Source organism: Streptomyces sp. NPDC051064, from assembly GCF_044455985.1.
Classification (GTDB): domain Bacteria; phylum Actinomycetota; class Actinomycetes; order Streptomycetales; family Streptomycetaceae; genus Streptomyces.
Window position 1 is genome coordinate 431,956 of sequence record NZ_JBITFK010000004.1, and the last position, 21,406, is coordinate 453,361.

At 67.9% G+C, this 21,406-nt stretch carries 15 protein-coding genes; 4 read left to right on the forward strand and 11 right to left on the reverse strand.

The annotated features are described in order from the left end of the window. Positions 1-4 precede the first annotated feature (4 nt). Complete coding sequence (locus ACIBCU_RS16935) at positions 5-622, forward strand: GNAT family N-acetyltransferase (RefSeq protein WP_362927533.1); 618 nt, start codon at positions 5-7, stop codon at positions 620-622. A gap of 121 nt (positions 623-743) precedes the next feature. Here the strand turns inward: ACIBCU_RS16935 and trxA are convergent, their stop codons facing one another. From trxA to ACIBCU_RS16970, 7 genes are all read right to left on the reverse strand, one after another. Continuing rightward, entirely contained in the window at positions 744-1,079 is a 336-nt protein-coding gene (trxA, locus tag ACIBCU_RS16940) for a thioredoxin (protein WP_362927534.1), read from the reverse strand. A 45-nt stretch (positions 1,080-1,124) separates the two neighbouring features. After that, entirely contained in the window at positions 1,125-2,096 is a 972-nt protein-coding gene (trxB, locus tag ACIBCU_RS16945; RefSeq protein WP_104787411.1) for a thioredoxin-disulfide reductase, read from the reverse strand. A gap of 126 nt (positions 2,097-2,222) precedes the next feature. Then, entirely contained in the window at positions 2,223-3,140 is a 918-nt protein-coding gene (locus ACIBCU_RS16950) for a hypothetical protein (protein ID WP_362927535.1), read from the reverse strand. After that, positions 3,137-3,868 (reverse strand): RNA polymerase sigma factor SigM, encoded by a 732-nt coding sequence (gene sigM, locus ACIBCU_RS16955; protein ID WP_399232065.1) that lies wholly within the window; start codon positions 3,866-3,868, stop codon positions 3,137-3,139. Before sigM ends, ACIBCU_RS16950 begins: the two co-directional genes overlap by 4 nt. Before the next feature lie 402 nt (positions 3,869-4,270). Then, positions 4,271-5,986, reverse strand: a complete 1,716-nt coding sequence (locus ACIBCU_RS16960) for a serine/threonine protein kinase (RefSeq protein ID WP_399232067.1) — start codon at positions 5,984-5,986, stop codon at positions 4,271-4,273. 129 nt (positions 5,987-6,115) lie between these two features. Further along, the gene (gene murJ, locus ACIBCU_RS16965; RefSeq protein WP_399232069.1) at positions 6,116-8,275 is read right to left on the reverse strand and encodes a murein biosynthesis integral membrane protein MurJ; all 2,160 of its coding nucleotides are present in this window, start codon (positions 8,273-8,275) and stop codon (positions 6,116-6,118) included. A 49-nt stretch (positions 8,276-8,324) separates the two neighbouring features. After that, positions 8,325-10,622 (reverse strand): DUF6049 family protein, encoded by a 2,298-nt coding sequence (locus ACIBCU_RS16970; RefSeq protein WP_399232071.1) that lies wholly within the window; start codon positions 10,620-10,622, stop codon positions 8,325-8,327. A gap of 180 nt (positions 10,623-10,802) precedes the next feature. Between ACIBCU_RS16970 and ACIBCU_RS16975 the strand changes: the two genes are divergently transcribed. Next, positions 10,803-12,245 (forward strand): CCA tRNA nucleotidyltransferase, encoded by a 1,443-nt coding sequence (locus ACIBCU_RS16975; protein ID WP_362927540.1) that lies wholly within the window; start codon positions 10,803-10,805, stop codon positions 12,243-12,245. Between the two features lie 96 nt (positions 12,246-12,341). Here the strand turns inward: ACIBCU_RS16975 and ACIBCU_RS16980 are convergent, their stop codons facing one another. From ACIBCU_RS16980 to ACIBCU_RS16990, 3 genes are all read right to left on the reverse strand, one after another. Next, on the reverse strand, positions 12,342-13,631 hold the full coding sequence (locus ACIBCU_RS16980) for an MFS transporter (RefSeq protein WP_399232074.1): 1,290 nt from the start codon (positions 13,629-13,631) through the stop codon (positions 12,342-12,344). A 92-nt stretch (positions 13,632-13,723) separates the two neighbouring features. Next, positions 13,724-14,806: an inositol-3-phosphate synthase gene (locus ACIBCU_RS16985; RefSeq protein ID WP_362927542.1), complete on the reverse strand. Its 1,083-nt coding sequence runs from the start codon at positions 14,804-14,806 to the stop codon at positions 13,724-13,726. Between the two features lie 62 nt (positions 14,807-14,868). Further along, positions 14,869-15,570 carry a helix-turn-helix transcriptional regulator gene (locus ACIBCU_RS16990; protein ID WP_362927543.1) on the reverse strand — a complete coding sequence of 234 codons (702 nt, stop codon included), beginning with the start codon at positions 15,568-15,570 and terminating at the stop codon, positions 14,869-14,871. Between the two features lie 386 nt (positions 15,571-15,956). Here ACIBCU_RS16990 and ACIBCU_RS16995 point away from each other — a divergent pair, with 386 nt between their 5' ends. Together ACIBCU_RS16995 and ACIBCU_RS17000 are read left to right on the forward strand one after the other, a co-directional pair. Further along, a complete protein-coding gene (locus tag ACIBCU_RS16995) occupies positions 15,957-18,638 on the forward strand; it encodes a transglycosylase domain-containing protein (RefSeq protein ID WP_399232076.1) in 2,682 nt (893 codons plus the stop codon). Between the two features lie 169 nt (positions 18,639-18,807). After that, the gene (locus ACIBCU_RS17000) at positions 18,808-20,313 is read left to right on the forward strand and encodes a glycosyltransferase family 87 protein (RefSeq protein WP_399232078.1); all 1,506 of its coding nucleotides are present in this window, start codon (positions 18,808-18,810) and stop codon (positions 20,311-20,313) included. 12 nt (positions 20,314-20,325) lie between these two features. Here the strand turns inward: ACIBCU_RS17000 and ACIBCU_RS17005 are convergent, their stop codons facing one another. Continuing rightward, positions 20,326-21,357, reverse strand: a complete 1,032-nt coding sequence (locus ACIBCU_RS17005) for an alanine racemase (RefSeq protein ID WP_362927546.1) — start codon at positions 21,355-21,357, stop codon at positions 20,326-20,328. Positions 21,358-21,406: the final 49 nt, after the last annotated feature.

Below are 21,406 nucleotides of genomic sequence, written 5' to 3' on the forward strand. Positions count from 1 at the left end.
CTACATGGGGCGACGGCTCGTACCGCTCACACTGGACAACCTTCCGGATCTCCCCAGGCGCTGCCGCTCGTGTGTCTTCTGGGAACTTGATCCGGTCAGCGGGGAAGCTGCGGTAAAGGCGGGCAGGCCTGAACTCGAGAAGGAAGCCTGGATCTCCGCCGTGCTGCTGGAGTGGGGATCCTGCGGCCGGGTCGTCTACGTGGACGATGTCGCGGCCGGCTTTGTTCTCTATGCGCCGCCTGCGTACGTTCCCCGTTCCACGGCGTTTCCCACCAGTCCTGTCTCCCCCGATGCCGTGCAACTGATGACCGCGTTGATCGTGCCGGGCTTCCAGGGACAAGGGCTGGGGCGCGTGATGGTGCAGACGGTCGCCAAGGACTTACTGCGACGCGGCTTCAAAGCGATCGAGGCGTTTGGCGATGCTCGCTGGAAGGAGCCGGCATGTGTGCTGCCTGCGGATCACCTGCTCGCGGTGGGCTTCAAGACGGTGCGTCCTCACCCTGTGCATCCACGGCTGAGGCTTGAGCTGCGTACGACGCTCTCCTGGAAGGAAGACGTCGAGCTGGCGCTGGACAGGCTGCTGGGCGCGGTGCAGAAGGAGCCGGCGTTGCGCCCCCTCTGACTCGGGCGATCCGATCTGTGGCCGAGGAGCGTGCAGAGCGCCCAGGCGTGCGGAACGGGCCGGGCATGCAGAACGGGCCCACCCCGAGGGGTGGGCCCGTTTCACGTGAAACAGTCAGGCGCTACTTCTGGACGATGAAGCCCTCGAGGTCGCGGAGAATCGCGGCCTTCGGCTTGGCGCCGACGATGGTCTTGGCGACCTCGCCACCCTGGTACACGTTCAGCGTCGGGATCGACATCACGCCGTACTTCGCCGCGGTGGCCGGGTTCTCGTCGATGTTGAGCTTGACGATCTCGATCTCATCGCCGTGCTCAGCCGCGATGGCCTCCAGCGAAGGCGCGATCTGGCGGCACGGGCCGCACCAAGCGGCCCAGAAGTCCACCAGCACGGGCTTGTCGTTCTTCAGGACGTCCTCATCGAAGGAGTCGTCGGTCACGTTCTTCAGGGCGCCGGCCACGGCGGCCTCCTTAACTTCGCGGGGTGTGGGGTTCGGGGGATGCAGTCAGACTGCCGGGGTCTTCTCCGGCTCGGCGAGCTGCTCGTCGGAGAGCGCGGCGAGGAAGCGCTCAGCGTCGAGAGCGGCCGAGCAGCCGGTACCGGCTGCTGTGATGGCCTGTCGGTAGGTGTGGTCGACGACGTCGCCGGCGCCGAAGACACCCTTCAGGTTGGTGCGCGTCGAGGGAGCCTCGACCTTGAGGTAGCCCTCGTCGTCAAGGTCGAGCTGGCCCTTGAAGAGCTCCGTGCGGGGGTCGTGGCCGACAGCGATGAACAGGCCGGTCACCGGAAGCTCGGAGGTCTCACCGGTCTTGGTGTTGCGCAGGGTGAGGCTGGAAAGCTTCTGGTCCCCGTGGACCGTGGCCACCTCGCTGTCCCAAGCGAACTTGATCTTCGGGTCGGCGAAGGCGCGTTCCTGCATGGCCTTGGAGGCGCGCAGGGAGTCGCGGCGGTGCACGATCGTGACGGACTTGGCGAACCGGGAGAGGAAGGTCGCCTCTTCCATGGCGGTGTCGCCGCCACCGACCACGGCGATGTCCTGGTCCTTGAAGAAGAAGCCATCGCAGGTCGCGCACCAGGAGACACCGCGTCCGGAGAGCGCGTCCTCGTTGGGCAGGCCGAGCTTGCGGTGCTGGGATCCCGTGGTGACGATGACGGCCTTGGCGCGGTGCACGGTGCCTGCGGTGTCAGTGACGGTCTTGACGTCTCCGGAGAGGTCGACGGAGACGACATCGTCGGGGATGAGCTCGGCGCCGAAGCGCTCCGCCTGGGCGCGCATGTTGTCCATGAGCTCAGGGCCCATGATTCCGTCCTGGAAGCCCGGGAAGTTCTCCACGTCGGTGGTGTTCATCAGTGCACCGCCGGCGGTGACGGCGCCCTCGAACACCAGCGGCTTCAGCGACGCGCGAGCGGTGTACAGGGCGGCGGTGTAACCAGCCGGCCCGGAGCCGATGATGATCACATTACGGACGTCGCTCACGGGTTCTTCCTCGTCTCTGCAGACTGCCTACTGCCTACTGGGGTCGGTTCCACGACTCTCACCCCACCCAACGGATCCTACGGGGCATGCATTCCCGAAATACCGGTCCGGCTCCCGGCAAGGTCCTCAGGGGCGTGCGTAGGAGTGTGTGAGCAGCAGCTGTCCCTTTGCCGCGGGCGTGGAATCCACACAGGCTGCGTCGACCACATAGGCCTGGACGCGAGTGGAGTCAGTCGCATCGGGCAGCACGACGAGGAAGGCGGCCGTCCCTTCGTAGCTGCCCTCTTCCACAGCCAGAGCAGGCGCGTCCCGGCCGGTGCCCTGCTGGACGCAGGGCGGAACATCCACGATCGGTGCGCGCAGGGGGGTACGGGGGGACGCGGCGCCGGGGGACAGATCCCCCGGGGAGGACTTGGTATCCACCGACGGCTTGCCCGAGCCCTCGCCGGCAGCCTCGGACGCCCCCGCCTCGCTCAGAAGCGTATGGACGCGGCCTTGCAGAGTGCCCTCCGAGAAGTCTTCTCGCCTCTCCGCAGCGCTGACTCCGCTGTCAGCGCTGTTGCCGGCTGAGTCCTGGGACACCTGGACGGACTGGAACAGGAAGACACTCATGCCGACTGCGGCAGCACCGAAGGCGGTGCCCAGGATCACGGTGCGGCGCCGACGACGGGCCGGACTCCGGCCGGGACCTGTGGCGCCACGAGGGCGGCCCGCGGGCCGAGGGGCTGCCGTGCTGCCGTCTGCCCCTGTTTCACGTGAAACAGGAGTCCCGGCGGTGGGTGCCTCAGCGGCGTTCGCAGCTTCCGATGCCAGCGCCGCGTCGATCCGGTCGGCTACGTCGTCGGGCATGCGCTCAGGGAGGGGCGCTCCCTCCCCCAGCAGCGCGCGGATCTCTTCCAGCGAGGAGTGGATGTCGGCGCACTCTTCGCAGGCGTCGATGTGGCGGCGGAGTTCTGCCTCGCGGGACGGCTGGAGGAGACCTTCGGTGAGGTCGGAGATCTCGGAGACGTCCGGGTGCTGAGCCGTGTCGGCTGTGGATGTCATGCGATCCCACCTCCACCCTTTACACCGGCAGGATCACCATCGCCTGCGTCTCTTGGTCCTGACGCCGGTGGGACGGATGGCCCCCGCGTCCGGTTCCTTTTCATGGGAACGTCCTTGCCGTCCTCTCTGTTGGTGCGCAGATGGGTCAGCAGTGGGAGGAGTCTGGCCCGGCCACGCGCACAGCGGCTCTTCACGGTGCCGGTGGGTACGTCGAGGATGCGGGCAGCCTCGGCGACGGGGTAAGCCTGCATATCCACAAGGACGAGCGCGGCGCGCTGCTCGGCGGGCAGGGTGGCCAGTGCGGCCAGGAGCTCTCGGTGCAGGTCCTGCCGCTCAGCGGGAGCCTCGGCGGATTCGTGAGGCTCCATGAGTTGGTCGAGCCGCTCGGTGTCGTCGACCGGTGCGGTCTTCCGGGAGGCGGCCTTGCGGGCACGGTCCAGGCAGGCGTTGACGGTGATCCTGTGCAGCCATGTGGTCACGGCGGACTGGCCGCGAAAGGTATGGGCGGCACGGAATGCGGAGACAAGGGCATCCTGCACGGCGTCGGCTGCTTCCTCACGGTCGCCCAGTGTGCGCAGGGCCACGGCCCAGAGGCGGTCACGGTGTCGTCGCACGAGCTCACCGAAGGCGTCAGGGTCGCCTGCGACGTGTTGGGCCAGGAGATCCTTGTCGCTGGGCGGGTCGGATTGATGCACGGTCCCCTCCCTCCTTCTGAGCCCTGCCTGCATGTGATCGGTAGCACTCTTCTTGATCTTGCTGCGGACAGTCCGACCGCACGTATTTGATCATGGTCGGGCCGACCTGGTCAGAGTGCCGGCCTGTCTATCACGGTTCGACCGAGGAGAGCATGGAGATGAAGAAGCCTAGCTATTAAAGAAGGCTGCGGCCATGAGTATCTCAGTCGCAACGCTTGCTGGTGTGGGCGTTGTTGAAGGAGCAGGTACGGCAAGTGCAGCTGCGTGGTGTCCTGGTAGACAGGATCGAGGGGTCTTCATCGAGGTGAACGGTGACACACCAGGTATCCGACTACGGTCTCTACAGCCAGTACGCAGGACCTGTCGCGGGGGCAGGTCACGCAGGCGGAGGCGCGAAACGGGCCGGTGAGGAGTTGTCCTCGCCGGCCCGTTCCTTCATCCGAGTACCGAGATCTCCGAGATGCCGCCCCGGAAGCCTGATGAGCCGTCCGGAGGCAGCTCCGCGATGCGGACCAGAATGTAGCGGGTCCGGACCGGCTCGGTGAGGGTCTTGCGCACGGTGCTCCCCGTCGTCTCCAGGTTCGTGAGGCGATGAGGGAAGTCGGACAGTGACGTGGGCTGGGAAGCAGATTCGTCTGCTGCCAGCACTTCGGCCTTCTGCTGGCTGCGGTACATCTTGATGTCGATGCCGGCGACGTCCTGTGCGCTGCCGAGGTCAACGATTATGCCGCTGCCCTGCTTGCGGTTCGCAAGGTTGCCGAAGTTGGCGTAACCCACGTACCGGGGAGTGACCCAAGCGGTGTCCGACTTGCCGTCGATGGTGTTCGGAACGTCCTGCTGCTGAATTCCCGAACCGCTGGGAGTGAATTCTTCCGCGTCGACGATGCGGAGGTCCTTGAGGTCGGCCGGCACCTTGTCGTCGGCCCCGTCCTCTGCGGTCTGTGTCGGGGCCGGTTCCCCGGAGTCGTTGTCCCGGTTGAGCACGGTCTCTGCCAGCTGCCAGCTGCCGAGTCCCAGAGCGGCGATGAGCAGCGCGGAGACAGCCCACTTGAGCGCCCTGCCCGTGCGGCTCTGGAGGGGAGGCGGAGGAGCTGCGATGACAGGCTGGGCCGCCGAGGTGGGCCGTACCGACGGGCGCCCGTAGGTGCCCTGCTGGTACGTCGTGCGCTGGTACTCCGGCGGCGCCGTGAAGGCGGGTTCCGGCGGCAGGATGCGGGGCATGGCCGCGACGGCCTTCGCCAGCTCGTCCGGGGTGGTGCACGGCTGTTCCTGGCGCGACGCGGTCGCGCCGTCGTTGGCGAGAGCGCGCATGGCCAGTTCGGACAGACCTCGGTGGACGCCGGCCCGCACCTGGTCCGGGGGAATCAGGCCCAGGTCCTTGGGGAGCCCGGTGAGACCGTAGGCGTCGCTCTCGTAGGGCCAGCGCCGGGTGAGGGCGGCGTAGAGCAGCGCGCCGATGGCCTCGGTGTCGGTGCGCAGCGGCTGATCGGCGGTGATGCCGCGCAGTGCGGCGTTCACGGCCAGGCCGCGGATCCGGTACTGGCCTGTCGAGCTGCGCAGTACGGCGCCGGGGGTGAGGCGCAGATGCGCGAGCCCTTCGCGGTGGGCGGCGGCCATGGCCTGGGAGATCTGGCTCACGAGCTGGTAGGCGTCGTGGGCCTCGAAGGGGCCTGCGGCCAGCAGCGCCGTGAGCTCGGTGGCATCGGGGAGCCATTCGTGGACGACGTAGACGAGGTCGTCCTCCTCCACGGCGTCCAGGACCTGGACGAAACGCGGGTCACCGAGCAGCGCCGAGGAGCGGGCCGCGGCCAGCACCGAGCGGGCACGCGGATGATCGGCGGGCAGGAGGTGTACGCCTACCGCGCGCCGCAACTTCTCGTCGACGGCACGCCAGCTGCTGAATCCGTCCAGTCGGGTGACGCACTCCTCGAGGCGGTACCGTCCGGCCAGCTTGTGACCGCTGTGCAGGTCGGGCGACGCCGGCACGGTGTCTGAGCTGTCGCGCCCGCTCTCCGCGTCCTGCGGGCCCGCGCCCTCTGAGTCCTGGGTTTGTGCCGTCCCGTCGGTCGTGGCCGCGTCCGCCTTGGCGGACGGCGGCTCGTCGCCGCCGTTGTCGGCCACGTCGACGGCAGCCGTGCTACGTTCCGCCACCGTCGTTCCTGCCTCCCCATTCGTTGCGCGATGCCAGCCAGCTCTGCACAGTCACGTCAATTGTGCCCACACTCCGGCGCTATGCACGACACGCGGTGTCCAGCGATGGTTGTGCGGATCGGAGCGCATTCAGCGTCCGAGCCGGCCTCGGACCATGCCGACCATGCCGTTGAGCTCCTCGATACGCATCTTCTTCGCAGCGACGAAGAAGATGCCCAGCAGGATGACGCTCCCACAGACCAATGCCACCACGGAGCCACCGGCTCCGTCGCCGAGGGCCTTCAGAAGAGCGAAGCCCACGCCGCCGCCGATCACCGCCGCGGGGATCGCGGCCAGGCAGAGACGGGCGTAGGTCCGCACCACTCGGGCTCCGTCGAGGTCCCCGCCGAGGCGGCTGCTGAGCCGTCGCCAGGCGATGCCGACACCGACCGCGTAGGCCAGCCCGTAGGAGGCCGCCATCCCCACGACTGCCCACTGCGCCGGAAGAATCACGTAGCAGAGGGCGGAAGCCGCGGCATTGACCGCTGCCACGATCACCGTGTTGTAGAAGGGGGTGCGGGTGTCCTCGTACGCGTAGAACCCGCGCAGTACGACGTACTGCACGGAGTACGGGATGAGGCCGAGGCCGAACGCCATCAGGATGAAGCCCATCGACCGTGCGGCCTCGGTGCCGCTGGAGGCGTAGAGCAGGGTGCACATCGGCAGGCCGAGCGCGAGGAAGGTGAAGGCGACCGGAACGATGGCCACCGCCGAGTTGCGCAGACCCTGCGAGATGTCGTCTCGGACGGCTCCCGGGTCGTTGTCATGGGCGGCGCGGGAGATGCGGGGCAGCAGGGCCGCCATGACCGAGACGGTGATGATGGCCTGCGGCATGCCCCAGATCAGCTGGGCGTTCGAGTAGGCGAGGAAGCCCGTGCCGTCCTTGCCGGAGAGGCTGCCCGCCGAGGTCGCCAGCTGGGTGACGACGATGACGCCTGCCTGGTTGGCCAGCACGAACAGGACGGTCCACTTGGCGAGCTTGATCGTCTTCCCGAGTCCGTGGCCCTTCCAGTCGAAGCGGGGACGGAAGCGGAACCCGGCCTCGCGGAGGTACGGGATCATGGCCAGGGCCTGCACGACCAGACCGAGCAGGGTGCCGATGCCCAGGAGCTGGACGCCCTCCGGCGGGATCGTCTCCACGCCCATCCGGGACTCGGCCGAGGTGCCGTAGACCCAGATGAACAGGCCGAAGGTGAAGATCATGACGATGTTGTTCAGGACCGGGGTCCACATCATCGCGCCGAACCGGCCGCGGGCATTGAGGATCTGGCCCATGACCACATGGATGCCCATGAAGAAGATGGTCGGCAGGCAGTAGCGGGCGAAGGTGACCGCGACGCTGTTGGCGGCCTCCTTGTTCGCGATGGTCGGCGACATCATGTGGATGAGCCATGGCGCAGCGAAGACGGCCAGGGCGACGATCACAGCGAGGGCGACCATGACCAGCGTCAGCAGCCGGTTGGCGAAGGCCTCGCCGCCGTCCTCGTCGTCCTTCATGGACCGGACGAGCTGGGGAACGAAGACGGAGTTCAGCCCGCCGCCCACGGTGAGGATGTAGATCATCGTCGGCAGGGTGTACGCGATGGTGAAGCTGTCACCGAGCAGGGCAGCACCCAGCGCCGCGGTGATCACGAGGCTGCGGACGAAGCCGGTGAGCCGGGACACCAGGGTGCCGGCTGCCATCACCGCACTGGACTTCAGTATCCCGGCGGCACGGCCTCCGGACTTCGGCGGCACGGGTGCCGGAGCCGGCTCGGGCTCGGCGGGAGGGCCGGGAGGCCGGCCCGACCCCTCCTGGTCGCGGAAGAGGTGTGCGAAGGCGTCCTGCTCCCCACGGTCGCCGGAGGCCTGCGTGACCAGGTCGTCCACACCTACGTACTGCGTGGTCGCTGCGTGGTCGCCGTACGGAAGGTGCCGGGAGGGGCCTGCGGGCTCCGGTGGGGGCGTCTGGGCCCAGATCCGGGGGTCGGGGGCGTGCTGGGCAGCGGGAGGCTGCTGGTAGAGGGCTTGCGGCTCCTGGTAGGTGCCCGGAGGAGGCGGAGGATGCGAGGCGCGGTCGTAGAGCGCCTCGGCCACCGGGTCCTGCGCGGCGAGGTCCTGGGCACGGTACGGGTCGTGGTCGTACGCGTGCTGCAGGTACGGATCGGGTGCCTCTCCGTCCTGCCCGGCGCCCGGTGGCACCGGCGGACCGCTGGAAGACCCAGCTCCGCCCGCGCCCTGGCCGCGGTCACCGTCGTACGGCGCGTTCATCGAAACCCCACCTCATTGTCCCCGGCCGACAGGCCCCGACAGACATCGCTCAACGGTCCACTTTCTCACCCGGGCCCGACGGGTTCCCGCTTTCCGGACCGGTGTCCGGCGTCGGGTCACTCGGCTGCTCGGGTTCGCCGCCGTTGTTCTCCACTGCGCCGCCCGCGACGCTGCGCTTGCGGTGGGTGTACATCCTGATGCCCGCCAGGACCAGCAGCAGCAGTCCGCCGGCGATCACCAGGAGCACGGTCGGAGTGACTTCCGAGACCTTCACGGTGAAGGTCATCTCCTCGCCGTAGGGCACGCCGTCCGCGGTGAAGAGCCGCGCCGTGACCTGGGCCTGCCCGTTGGCATTGGCCGAGGCGTCGAACTTCACGGACTGGCTGTGCCCCCCCGCGATCTCGACGGGCTTTTCGGCGACCGCTCCGCCGTCGTTGAGCTTGAGCCGTGTGGCGTTGCCCGATGTCAGACGGAGGACGAGGTGATCGACACCCTGGACCAGTTTGTTCTGCACGGTCACAGGAATCGTGGCGCTGCGCCCGGACAGGGTCACATCCGACTTCGTGATCAGCTGGACCTCGTTGCTGAGGCCCTGCAGATAGGTGCGGACGTCGTCACGGTACCGCTGCGCCTCCAGCGGCCTGCCGCGCCACGACGTCGACACGGAGCGGTTGATCGCGTTCCCGAAGGGGGTCACCACCCGGTCGGGCTGCGTCAGGATGACCTGGAAACTGTCGAGCGATTCCTGCGTCGTCCTGATGTCCTGGAACGCCTGGGTAGGCAGCTCCTGGCTTCGCAGCCTCTTCGGGTACCGGGAGGCACTGGGGACCTTGGTGATGGCCTGCGCGTCGGGCTTCTGCTCCGCCGCCGCCGTCAGGTCGAGTGGCTCTGTCCAGTGCTCGACCGTGAGCGCCTGCAGCGCTCGCGCCATGCTCTGAGCCTGAGCAGCGGTGGGAGTCCGCTGAGGGGCGACGACGATGCTGCGCTCCTTGTCAGGGGCCTGCTCCGTCACCGCCAGCGTCTGGGCCAGAAATGTCTGGACGGCCAGGGTCGAGGCGCCGGCCTTGGACATGTCGCCGGTGAACGCGGTGGAGAGCCGGTGGTCGGAGACGACGGCGGTGGTGCCACCACCGATCGGCCGCGCCGACGTCGGCGTGTAGGGGAGCCCGCCGGTCTCCTGGAGGCTGTCGCTGCGGGCGATCACCTTGTGCGCCCCGGCGGAGGTGGCGACGTCGACGACGGAGGGATCGATCGCACCGTCGACGGGCCAGGCGAAGTCCGTGGACGGCTTCACATGAAGGACGGTCTCCACCGTCGTGCCCGCGACTTCGGTCGCGGTCTGCAGATGGCCGAGGGCACCCGAGACGTTCTTTCCACGGTGGGCGATGGACGCGAGATCGGGGTCGGCGAACGGCAGGGCCACCACCTTCCCGTCCTTCACCGCCGCTTGCAGGTCCGTGAGCCACTTCTTGGCGATGGCCTGGTTCGTCCCCGCGACCGTGGTGTCGCCCACCTTGACGCGGTAATTCTTCGTCATCGCATCGACGGAGGCCAGCAGGTCCGGGTCGATCACCCAGGTGACGGGGAGCTGTCGGCCCAGCGAGACCAGCTGTTCCAGGCGGCCGCCCGGAGCGAGTTCGAGAGCCAGATCGTCATTGGCGAAAACGGGGGTCTGCTGTTCGTCGGACCCCGTCTCCGCAGTGACATGTGCCGATGCGATCAGCGGCCAGAGGAAGGTCAGCTTGGTCTTGCCCTCGGCGTCCTCCGGCTGCCACGGCAGGAAGGTCCGCTGGATGCCGAGCACCTGGTCGTAGGCGTAGTCGGTGGTACGGCCCGTGAGGGACACCCCGAGCTGATAGACGCCCTCCGTACCCAGGTCCAGCTTGTCCACCGGCACGGCGAGGGTGAAGTCCCGGCTGACCCCGGCCGCGAGCTCCGGGACCTTCAGCGTGTACGCACCGCCGAGCTTTGCCGGGTCGCTCCCGGGCAGGTACCCGGTGCGCTTGGCGGCTTCGTCTACCGCGCCCCTGCCGGACAGCCTAGGCCCGACGCGGAGGTCGACCTCCGAGTCCGTGACCGTCTTCTTCCCTCTGTTCGTGAGGGTGCCGGAGACGGTGAGCGTGTCGCCCTCGACCGGTGCGCTGGGCGCGAGCGTGTCCAGGGACACATCGACGGTGCGCGAACCGGTCGGGGCCTTCGTGGCCTCCTCGGCCTGAGCCGAGGGCGCTGCGGGACCGGCCAGTAGGCCGGCGATCAGTGGTGCCCCGACGATCAAGGAGGCTGTGCGCCGGAGCCACCGGCGGGCAGGGGAGGGATTCATCCCCTGAAAGTCTGCCGCCTCGGCCACGCGTATCCGTCCCTCGTCGTCGTCAGCTGGTGCCGGCTCTGCCGGTCTCTGCGTCCTCGCATGGTAACGATGCGCCCGACGCCTGAGTGCCGGGGACCGTGCCACATGATCGGCAGAGTCTCGCAGGGACGCAAGAAACGATGACGCCCGGGCCGGTCGGTGCACGTACCCTTTTCTGTTGTGCCGAACGCCAATGAAGACAGCCCCCGTGCACTGAGTCAGGTGCAGCACCGCGCAGTCAGCGAACTGCTGCGGGTGTCCCCCGTCGCCGATGACCTCGCTCTCCGATTCCAGGAGGCCGGATTCGGCCTCGCCCTGGTCGGCGGATCCGTCCGCGATGCGTTGCTCGGCAGGCTCGGAAACGACCTGGACTTCACGACCGACGCCCGCCCGGAGGACGTACTCAAGATCGTCCGTCCGTGGGCCGACTCGGTCTGGGAGGTCGGAATCGCGTTCGGCACCGTCGGCTCGCAGAAGGACGGCTACCAGATCGAGGTGACGACCTACAGGTCGGAGGCGTACGACAGGACCTCACGCAAGCCCGAGGTCTCCTACGGCGACTCGATCGAGGAAGACCTCGTACGCCGTGACTTCACGGTCAACGCCATGGCCGTCGCCTTGCCGCAGAAGGAGTTCATCGACCCGCACGGCGGTCTCGACGACTTGGCTCAGCGCGTGCTGCGTACTCCGGGCACACCTGAGGCGTCCTTCTCCGACGATCCGCTGCGCATGCTGCGCGCCGCTCGCTTTGCCGCGCAGCTGGACTTCGAGGTGGCTCCCGACGTCGTCAAGGCCATGACGGACATGGCGGGGCGAATCGAGATCGTCTCGGCCGAGCGGGTCCGTGAAGAACTCAACAAACTGCTGCTCTCCGGCCACCCCCGTAAGGGGCTGGGACTCCTCGTGGACACAGGTCTGGCCGACCGGGTGCTGCCCGAGCTCCCTGCCCTGCGCCTGGAAAGTGATGAGCATCACCGCCACAAGGATGTCTATGAGCACTCCCTGACCGTCCTGGAGCAGGCCATCGATCTGGAGGAGGACGGTGCGGATCTCGTGCTGCGCCTCGCGGCCCTGCTCCACGACATCGGGAAGCCGAGGACGCGGCGCTTCGAGAAGGACGGCCGCGTCTCCTTCCACCACCATGAGGTGGTGGGGGCCAAGATGACCAAGAAGCGGATGACCGAGCTCAAGTACTCCAACGACATGGTCAAGGACGTCTCCAAGCTCGTGGAGCTGCATCTGCGCTTCCACGGATACGGCGACGGGGAATGGACCGACTCCGCGGTGCGCAGGTATGTGCGGGATGCGGGGCCGCTGCTGGGCCGTCTGCACAAACTGACGCGCTCCGACTGCACGACGCGGAACAAGCGCAAGGCGAACGCTCTGTCGCGCACTTACGACGGGCTCGAGGAGCGCATCGCTCAACTGCAGGAGCGGGAGGAGCTGGAGGCGATCCGGCCCGACCTGGACGGCAACGAGATCATGCAGATCCTGGGCGTGGGACCCGGTCCGGTGATCGGCAAGGCCTACTCGTTCCTGCTGGAGTTGAGGCTGGAGAACGGCCCGATGGAACGCGATGCCGCAGTCGCCGCCCTCAAGGAGTGGTGGGCCGCACAGAGCTGAGGAGCCCGTCGTGTTTCACGTGAAACATGGCGCCGGGCGCAAAGGGTGAGCCAAGGCAGTCGGTGAGGGGCGATGTTTCACGTGAAACATCGCCCCTCACTCCTTGACCTGTGCGCGCTGGAGCGCGATGCTCACCCGTCGCCGGTGAATCATGGCCATCGAGACGATGGCGTAGAGCACGGCGACGCTCAGCACCAGGGCGACGGACCGCCCGTCAGGGGGAAGCGCGAGGGCGGACACTCCGGCGGCGGCGACGAAGGCGACGTTGAACAGCACGTCATAGAGCGAGAAGATCCGGCCGCGATAGGCGTCATCCACGGAGGTCTGCACCTCGGTATCCGTTGCGATCTTCGCTCCCTGGGTCACCAGCCCCAGTACGAATGCCGCCACGAGCATCGGGCCGGGGGTGAACGGGAGCCCCAATGCAGGCTCCAGGACTGCGGCTGCACCGGCGCACGCCGCCAGCCATCCGTACCGCCCGAAGCGTCCGACCGCCCACGGGGACATGAGGGCGGCGACGAAGTACCCCGCCGCCGAGGCGCCGAGCACGAGTCCGAGGAGGGCGAGGCCGTCGGACTCGCTGTCGGACCAGGCGTAGCGGCACAGCATCAGCACCATCACTGTCAGCGCTCCGTAGCAGAAGCGGAGCACCGTTATGGCCGCGAGCGCGTGCGCCGCGTCCCTTCGCTCGGCCAGATGGCGCAACCCCGCGACGAGCCCCCGGGCGGTGGTGCCGAGTGCCTCGCGCAGTGGCACATGGTGCAGGTCCCGATCCGGTCCGAGGAGCGTGCGGGGCAAGGACAGGGAGGCCAGAGCCGAGAGGAGGTAGAGGACCGCACCCAGCAGGACCACGGCTGCATCGGAGCCGTCCGTCAGTAGCCGGATGCCCAGAGCGAGGCCCCCGCCGGCAGTGGCGGACAGCGTGCCGGCCGTCGGGGACAGGGAGTTGGCGAGGACGAGCCGCTCGGTGTCGACGACGCGAGGGAGGGCTGCCGAAAGCCCGGCCAGCACGAAACGATTGACGGCGGTGACGCAGAGCGCGGAGACGTAGAAGAGCCAGTCCGGTACGGAACTCAGGAGCAGCAGGGCCGTGCAGCAAGCCAGTGCGGCACGCAGCAGGTTCCCGTACAGGAAGACCTGGCGGCGGGGCCAGCGGTCGAGCAGGACTCCCGCGAACGGGCCGATCAGCGAGTACGGGAGCAGCAGCACAGCCATGGCGGAGGCGATGGCGCCCGGCGTGGTCTGGTTCTCCGGAGAGAAGACGACGTACGTGGCGAGCGCGACCTGATAGATGCCGTCGGCCGACTGGGAGAGAAGTCGTACGGCGAGCAGGCGACGGAAGTTCCGAAGGCGCAGGAGTACGCCCAGATCACGCACGACAGGCATGTGTGCAAGGGTCACACATGCGGGGGGCCTCCGGGCGGATTGCCCGGGGACCCCCCCCGACATGGAGAAGCGTGCAGCAGTGATCCGCTGGATCAGCGCTCGACGTCGCCGGCGATGAACTTCTCGACGTTCTCGCGGGCCTCGTCGTCGAAGTACTGGACCGGCGGCGACTTCATGAAGTACGAGGAGGCCGAGAGGATCGGGCCGCCGATGCCGCGGTCCTTGGCGATCTTCGCAGCGCGCACGGCGTCGATGATGACACCGGCGGAGTTCGGGGAGTCCCAGACCTCGAGCTTGTACTCCAGGTTCAGCGGAACGTCACCGAAGGCGCGGCCCTCGAGGCGCACATACGCCCACTTGCGGTCGTCCAGCCAGGCCACATAGTCCGAGGGGCCGATGTGGACGTTGTCCGCACCGAGCTCGCGGTCGCGGATCTGCGAGGTGACGGCCTGCGTCTTCGAGATCTTCTTGGACTCCAGGCGCTCACGCTCGAGCATGTTCTTGAAGTCCATGTTGCCGCCGACGTTCAGCTGCATCGTGCGGTCCAGGACGACGCCCCGGTCCTCGAAGAGCTTCGCCATCACGCGGTGCGTGATGGTGGCGCCGACCTGGGACTTGATGTCGTCGCCGACGATCGGGACACCGGCCTCGGTGAACTTGTCGGCCCACTCCTTGGTGCCGGCGATGAACACCGGGAGAGCGTTGACGAACGCGACCTTGGCGTCGATGGCGCACTGCGCGTAGAACTTCGCAGCCACTTCGGAACCGACGGGCAGGTAGCAGACGAGGACGTCGACCTGCTTGTCCTTGAGGACCTGGACGATGTCGACGGGGGCGTCGGCCGACTCCTCGATCGTCTCGCGGTAGTACTTGCCCAGGCCGTCGTGGGTGTGGCCGCGCTGAACGGTCACGCCGGTGTTCGGCACGTCGGCGATCTTGATGGTGTTGTTCTCGCTGGCGCCGATGGCGTCCGCGAGGTCGAGGCCGACCTTCTTCGCGTCGACGTCGAAGGCGGCGACGAACTCGACGTCGCTCACGTGATACTCGCCGAACTGAACGTGCATCAGACCGGGCACCTTGCCGGCCGGATCGGCGTCCTTGTAGTACTCGACGCCCTGCACCAGCGAGGCGGCGCAGTTGCCCACGCCGACGATGGCTACGCGAACCGAACCCATGCCGATTGCTCCCTGTGTGTTCTCGGTGTTCCCCGATGACGCCTTGCGGATCTGCGGGGATATCACTTGGTGTCGTCGGACGGATCCGGCCGGGTGTCGTCCCGGTGCCGGGGCAGGCCGCCCGTCTCTCCTGATGTGTCGTGCTGAGTGGAGCCCTCGGGCGAGGATCGTCGCTGATCCCGTCCCGACCGCTCGCTCTCGATGAGCTCGTTCAGCCAGCGCACTTCGCGCTCCACAGACTCCATGCCGTGCCGCTGCAGCTCTAGCGTGTAGTCGTCGAGTCGTTCACGGGTGCGGGCGAGAGAGGCGCGCATCTTTTCGAGGCGCTCCTCCAGCCTGCTGCGGCGTCCTTCGAGCACGCGCATCCGCACCTCGCGCTCCGTCTGTCCGAAGAAGGCGAAACGAGCCGCGAAGTGCTCGTCCTCCCAGGAGTCCGGACCGGTGTGCGAGAGCAGCTCCTCGAAGTGCTCCTTACCTTCTGCCGTCAACCGGTAGACGATCTTGGCGCGGCGCCCGGCCAGCGAGGACGAGGGGGTGACCCCACGGCCTGTGGCAGGTGGCAGTGCCGGAACACTTCCCGGTTCCTCGATCAACCAGCCGTTGGCGACCAGCGTCTTGAGGCAGGGGTAGAGGGTGCCGTAGCTGAAGGCGCGGAAGATCCCCAGCGACGTGTTGAGGCGCTTGCGCAGCTCGTACCCGTGCATGGGTGACTCGCGGAGCAGGCCGAGTACGGCGAATTCGAGAATGCCGGAGCGTCTGCTCATCTTCGCCTCCTCCTCCGCCAGGTGCTTCCACGGGCCGTCGGACCCACCTTATGCCGTGCTGATGTATCGACTCGATACATCAGCACGATAGATCGGCCCGTGATGTTCGACAAGAGGGGGGGTCGTGAGCGGCGTCACATCCCCGATTCATAGGGAGTGACTTGCGTAATTTGGGGTGAAGTTCGGTCCCCGGAGGTTTTTGACCGTGCGTAGTCTGTGCGGCATGCAGACCACCGGGAACCGTGAGACGCCGCCGAGCGTCAGTTATCGCGGACTGTCGGATGTACTGCGGGTGAGCCTTCCGCATGGCTTGTCCGTAATTCGGGGGGACCGGATCTCAACTGCCGCTTCCAGGCGCTCTCGCCTGCCCGAGGAGTAGTCGTTCGATGAGCGAGCACCGTCGCAAAACGTCGCAACCGCAAGGTGGCGGGCGCGCAGCGGCCAGACGAGCCGCCCAACAGCCTGCTGGACGTCGCACCGATTCGTCACGCAGAGCTATGTCAGCATCACCGTCCGGAGCGCACGGCGAGGAGTCGTCGTACGGCGGCCGTGCCGAGGCCCGTCGAGCCGCCCAGCGAGGCGGGAGCAGGCGGCGGGGAGGTGGCGACAGCAGTGGTCACGAGGGCCGTGGCCGGGGTCGCGCCGACTCCGGCAAGAAGCGCTTCATCGACTACCCGCGGGCCGGCAAGTACGGCTTCCGCCGCTGGGTTCCGTCGTGGAGGCTCGTCTCCGGCCTGTGCCTGGGCTTCCTGGGCCTGATGATGGGAGCGGCCGGCCTCGCGTACGCGCTGGTGGTGCCACCCGAGATCAAGGACCTGGCCACCGCGCAGAACAACGTCTACTACTGGGCCGACAACACACAGATGGTCGCCACGGGCGGTTCCGTCAACCGCCAGGAGATCGATTACGCCCAGATCCCCGTAGCGATGCGGAACGCCGTCATCTCGGCCGAGAACAAGTCGTTCGAGTCCGACAGGGGCATCGACCCCATGGGTATCGCCCGCGCCTTCTACAACATGGCGCGGGGAGGTGACACCCAGGGCGGTTCCACGATCACGCAGCAGTACGTGAAGAACTCCATGCTTTCCCAGGACCAGACCCTGAGCCGGAAGTTCAAGGAGCTCTTCATCACGCTCAAGGTCGGCGAGACCGTGGGCAAGAAGGAGGTCATGGCGGGGTACCTCAACGTCTCCTACTACGGCCGGGGTGCGTCGGGGCTTCAGGCGGCGGCACGTACGTACTACGGCAAGGACGCCGAGAAGCTGAACGAGAGCGAGTGCGCCTTCCTGGCGACGCTCCTCAAGGGTGCGAGCTACTACGATCCCGCGGGTGCCCCCGACGTCGACCGGGTGAACGCCACGGCGGAGAAGAACACCGAGCGGGCCAAGAGGCGCTGGAGCTGGATCCTCGACGAGGAGGTCAAGGACGGCCGGCTGAGCGCGGCGAAGCGCGCGACGTTCACCGAGTTCCCCATGCCGGATCCGCCGAAGAAGGACGCCAAGCTGGGCGGCCAGACCGGATACCTGGTCGACCTCGCCACGAAGTACTTCCTCGCGCACAACGACCAGGGCGTCACCGAGAAGGAACTGGCCCAGGGTGGCTACGAGATCCACACAACCTTCAACAAGAAGAAGGTCTCGGATCTCGAGAAGGCGATCAAGAAGGTGTACGACGCCAAGATCGAGCCCGAGAAGCGGCCCGACAAGGACACCCACGTCGAGTTCGGCGGCGCGTCGGTGGACACCAAGACGGGCGCCATCATCGCCACGTACGGCGGTCAGGACGCGACGCAGCACTACACCAACAACGCGGACGCGACGGGCGCGCAGGTCGGTTCGACGTTCAAGCCGTTCGTGCTGGCGGCCGCCATGGAGCACGGGAAGCGCGATCCCGAAGGTGACCCGGACCAGAGCGACTCGGAGCGGACGCCCGTCTCCCCCAAGAGCATCTACAACGGCGACAACAAACTGAAGATCAACCTGTACAACGGTCAGGTCTGGCAGAACAAGGAAGGCAAGGAGTGGCTCCAGACCAACGACGGAGACCACGACTACGGAGACATCACCCTCCGCTACGCCATGCAGGAGTCCGCCAACTCCCCCTACGTCCAGCTCGGCATGGACGTGGGCACCGACAAGGTGAAGGAGGCCGCCCTGGCCGCAGGGCTGCGCGACGACGAGTACTTGGCGGACTCGAGCGTCCCTTCGTTCTCCATCGGGACCTCCTCGCCGAGCGCCATCCGGATGGCCGGCGCCTACTCCACCTTCGCCACCAGTGGCAAGCAGCGTGAGCCCTTCTCGGTCACCGAGGTCAAGCACGGGGGCGAGGTCATCTACCAGCACGACACGGTGACCAAGACCGCCTTCCCCAGCGTCGTCGCTGACAACGTCACCGACGTGCTGAAGAACGTCGTCGACAAGGGGACAGGCCGTCCGGCCCAGATCCCCGGGCGGGACGTGGCCGGCAAGACCGGTACCACGGACGGCAACAAGTCTGCCTGGTTCGTCGGCTACACCCCGCAGATCTCGACGGCCGTCAGCATGTTCCGGATGGACGACGACGAGACGAAGAAGGACCGTAAGTTCCTGGAGATGTACGGCACGGGTGGCGAGAAGTCGATCCACGGTGCCTCGTTCCCGGCGCAGATCTGGCAGGACTACATGACCGACGCGGTGAAGGGCACGAAGGTCGTGAACTTCCCGAAGCCGGAACCGATCGGCGAGAAGCTCTACGGCGGCGGCGCGGTCAGCCCCAGCCCGACGCCGAGCCTGACGCCTTCGCCTTCGGAGTCCAGCGAAGAGCCGACGCCGTCTTCCACTCCGTCGTCCCCGCCCCCCTCGCCGAGCGAGACGTGCGCGCCGCTCGACTGGGAGTGCAACCAGGACGGCGGGACCACCAACGGCAACGCCAACGGCAACGAAGGGACCACCGACGGGTCGACCGACGGTGGGACGGACGCCGGTGCCACCGACGGTGGGACGGACACCGGGACGACCGACGGCACGACCGACGGCACGACCCAGGGCGAGGAGAACGGCCGCGGGGGGATCTTCGGCGGCGGCGGTTAGCACCCCTCAGGGCGGCGTGGATGACACCACGCGCCCTCCGGGAGCCCTATGAGGGGCCTTCCGGGCACGTACAAGAGGGCCGTCGGCACCTGGCAGGTGCCGACGGCCCTTCGTGTGTCCCGGACGCGGGCAACGCCCGCACACAGCCCCGTACGGCAGGATGTGCGGCATGCCAAGCGCAGAAGACACGAGCGTGCACCAGGAGCCGTCCGTCGTACCGCCCACGCGACAGGACGAGATCGCCGCGGCGGGCAGCGAGCTGATCGGCGGGCCCGCGGGCCGCTGGGCACGGTTCGGATCGGGACCGCTCACACCGGTGCGCGTCATCGCGCTCGTGGCGATCGGGATGTTCGCGCTCGGCATGGTGCAGAAGATCCCCTGCTACGACTGGGCGTGGTTCCGCGGAACCAGCTCGCAGTACGCGCACGCGTGCTACTCGGACATCCCGCACCTCTACATCGGACGCGGCTTCGCCGACGGCCTCGTGCCGTACTTCGACCGGCTGAACGGCGACATGGCGTACCTCGAGTACCCCGTCCTGACCGGCCTCTTCATGCAGGTCGCGTCCTGGCTGACGCTCACGCCGTCCTCGGACCCCGCACAGCAGCGCGAGCAGATGTACTGGATGGTCAACGCGGGCATGCTGATGATCTGCGCCGTGATCATCGCGGTGTGCGTAGCCCGTACGCACAGGCGCCGCCCCTGGGACGGTCTGCTGGTGGCGCTCGCACCCGCGCTTGCGCTCACCGCGACGATCAACTGGGATCTGCTCGCCGTCGCGCTGACCGCCGCGGCGATGCTCATGTGGTCGCGCGGCAGGAGCGTGGCCTTCGGGATCCTCATCGGCCTCGCCACCGCCGCGAAGCTCTACCCCGTGCTGCTCCTGGGGCCCCTCCTGGTGCTGTGCTGGAGGGCCGGGAAGTGGCGGGCGTACGGAACGGCGCTCCTCGGCGCGGCCGCGGCCTGGCTGGTGGTCAACCTGCCGGTGATGCTCTACGCCCCCGAGGGGTGGAAGAAGTTCTACACGTTCAGCCAGGAACGGCAGATCGACTACGGCTCGTTCTGGCTGATCATCACCCAGCGCACCGGCCGGCCCATCGACGTGGGCACGGTGAACACGGCCTCGGTGCTGCTGATGGCCGTGCTGTGCGCGGGGATCGCGGGGCTGGCACTGACCGCGCGGCACCGGCCGCGCTTCGCCCAGCTGGCGTTCCTCGTGGTGGCCGCTTTCATCCTGACGAACAAGGTCTACTCACCGCAGTACGTGCTCTGGCTGATCCCTCTGGCCGCGCTCGCCAGGCCTCGGTGGCGGGACTTCCTCGTCTGGCAGGCCTGCGAGGTCATGTACTTCCTGGGGATCTGGTTCTACCTCGCGTACACGACGAGCGGAGACAAGCACCAGGGGCTGCCGCAGGACGGCTACCAGGTCGCGATCGCCCTGCACCTGGCGGGAACGCTCTACCTCTGCGCCCTGATCGTCAGGGACATCCTGAGGCCGGAGCGGGATCCCGTAAGGCTCGACGGGTCCGACGATCCGTCGGGCGGGGTGCTCGACGGGGCGCCGGACCGGAAGGCATTCCCGCAGGTGCGCCCTCACCCGGACCGGAACACAGCACCCGCGGTCGAAGGACCGCGGGTGGAGTGGGGTACCGCCGGAAGAGCGGCCTCCGACTGAGGGAGGTCCGGGCTACCGGTCCACGAGGCGGTCGAACTGGGTGGTGGTGTGGCGCAGGTGGGCCACCAGTTCGTCGCCGACCCTCGGCTCCTGGGCGTCCGAGGGCACGAAGAGGATCGACACCTGCATGTGCGGCGGCTCGGCGAACCAGCGCTGCTTGCCCGCCCAGACGAACGGCGACAGGTTGCGGTTGACCGTGGCCAGCCCGGCTCGCGCGACGCCCTTGGCGCGCGGCATCACTCCGTGCAGGGCCTTCGGTGCCTCCAGGCCGACCCCGTGGGAGGTTCCGCCGGCGACGACCACCAGCCATCCGTCGGACGCGGCCTTCTGCTGGCGGTAGCCGAAACGGTCCCCCTTGACCACGCGTGTGACGTCGAGTACCGCGCCGCGGTACTCCGTCGCCTCGTGGTCGCCGAGCCAGAGCCGTGTGCCGATGCGCGCGCGGAAGAGGGTCTGGGGGAACTGCTGGCGCAGCCGCGCCAGCTCCTCGGCCCGCAGATGGCTGACGAACATCGTGTGCAGCGGCAGCCGGGCGGCGCGCAGGCGGTCCATCCAGGTGATGACCTCCTCGACCGCGTCCGACCCGTCCGTGCGGTCGAGCGGCAGGTGCAGCGCGAAGCCTTCGAGGCGTACGTCCTCGATGGCCGCGTGCAGCTGGCCGAGCTCCTCCTCCTTCACACCGTGGCGCTTCATCGAGCTCATGCACTCGATGACGACGCGCGCGCCCACCAGGGCGTGCACACCGTCCACGGAGGAGACGGAACGGATCACGCGGTCGGGCAGCGGTACCGGCTCCTCGCCCCGGCGGAAGGGCGTGAGCACCAGCAGGTCGCCGCTGAACCAGTCCTTGATGCGAGCGGCCTCGTACGTGGTCCCGACGGCCAGCGTGTCGGAGCCGAAGCGGATCGCCTCGTCGGCCAGGCGCTCGTGTCCGAAGCCGTAGCCGTTGCCCTTGCAGACGGGCACGAGGCCCGGGAACTGGTCCAGGACGGACTTCTGGTGCGCCCGCCAGCGCGCGGTGTCGACGTAGAGGGAGAGCGCCATGGCCGGCCCGGAACCTTTCTGGTGGCTGCGGTGTGGGTGAGAGAGGGGA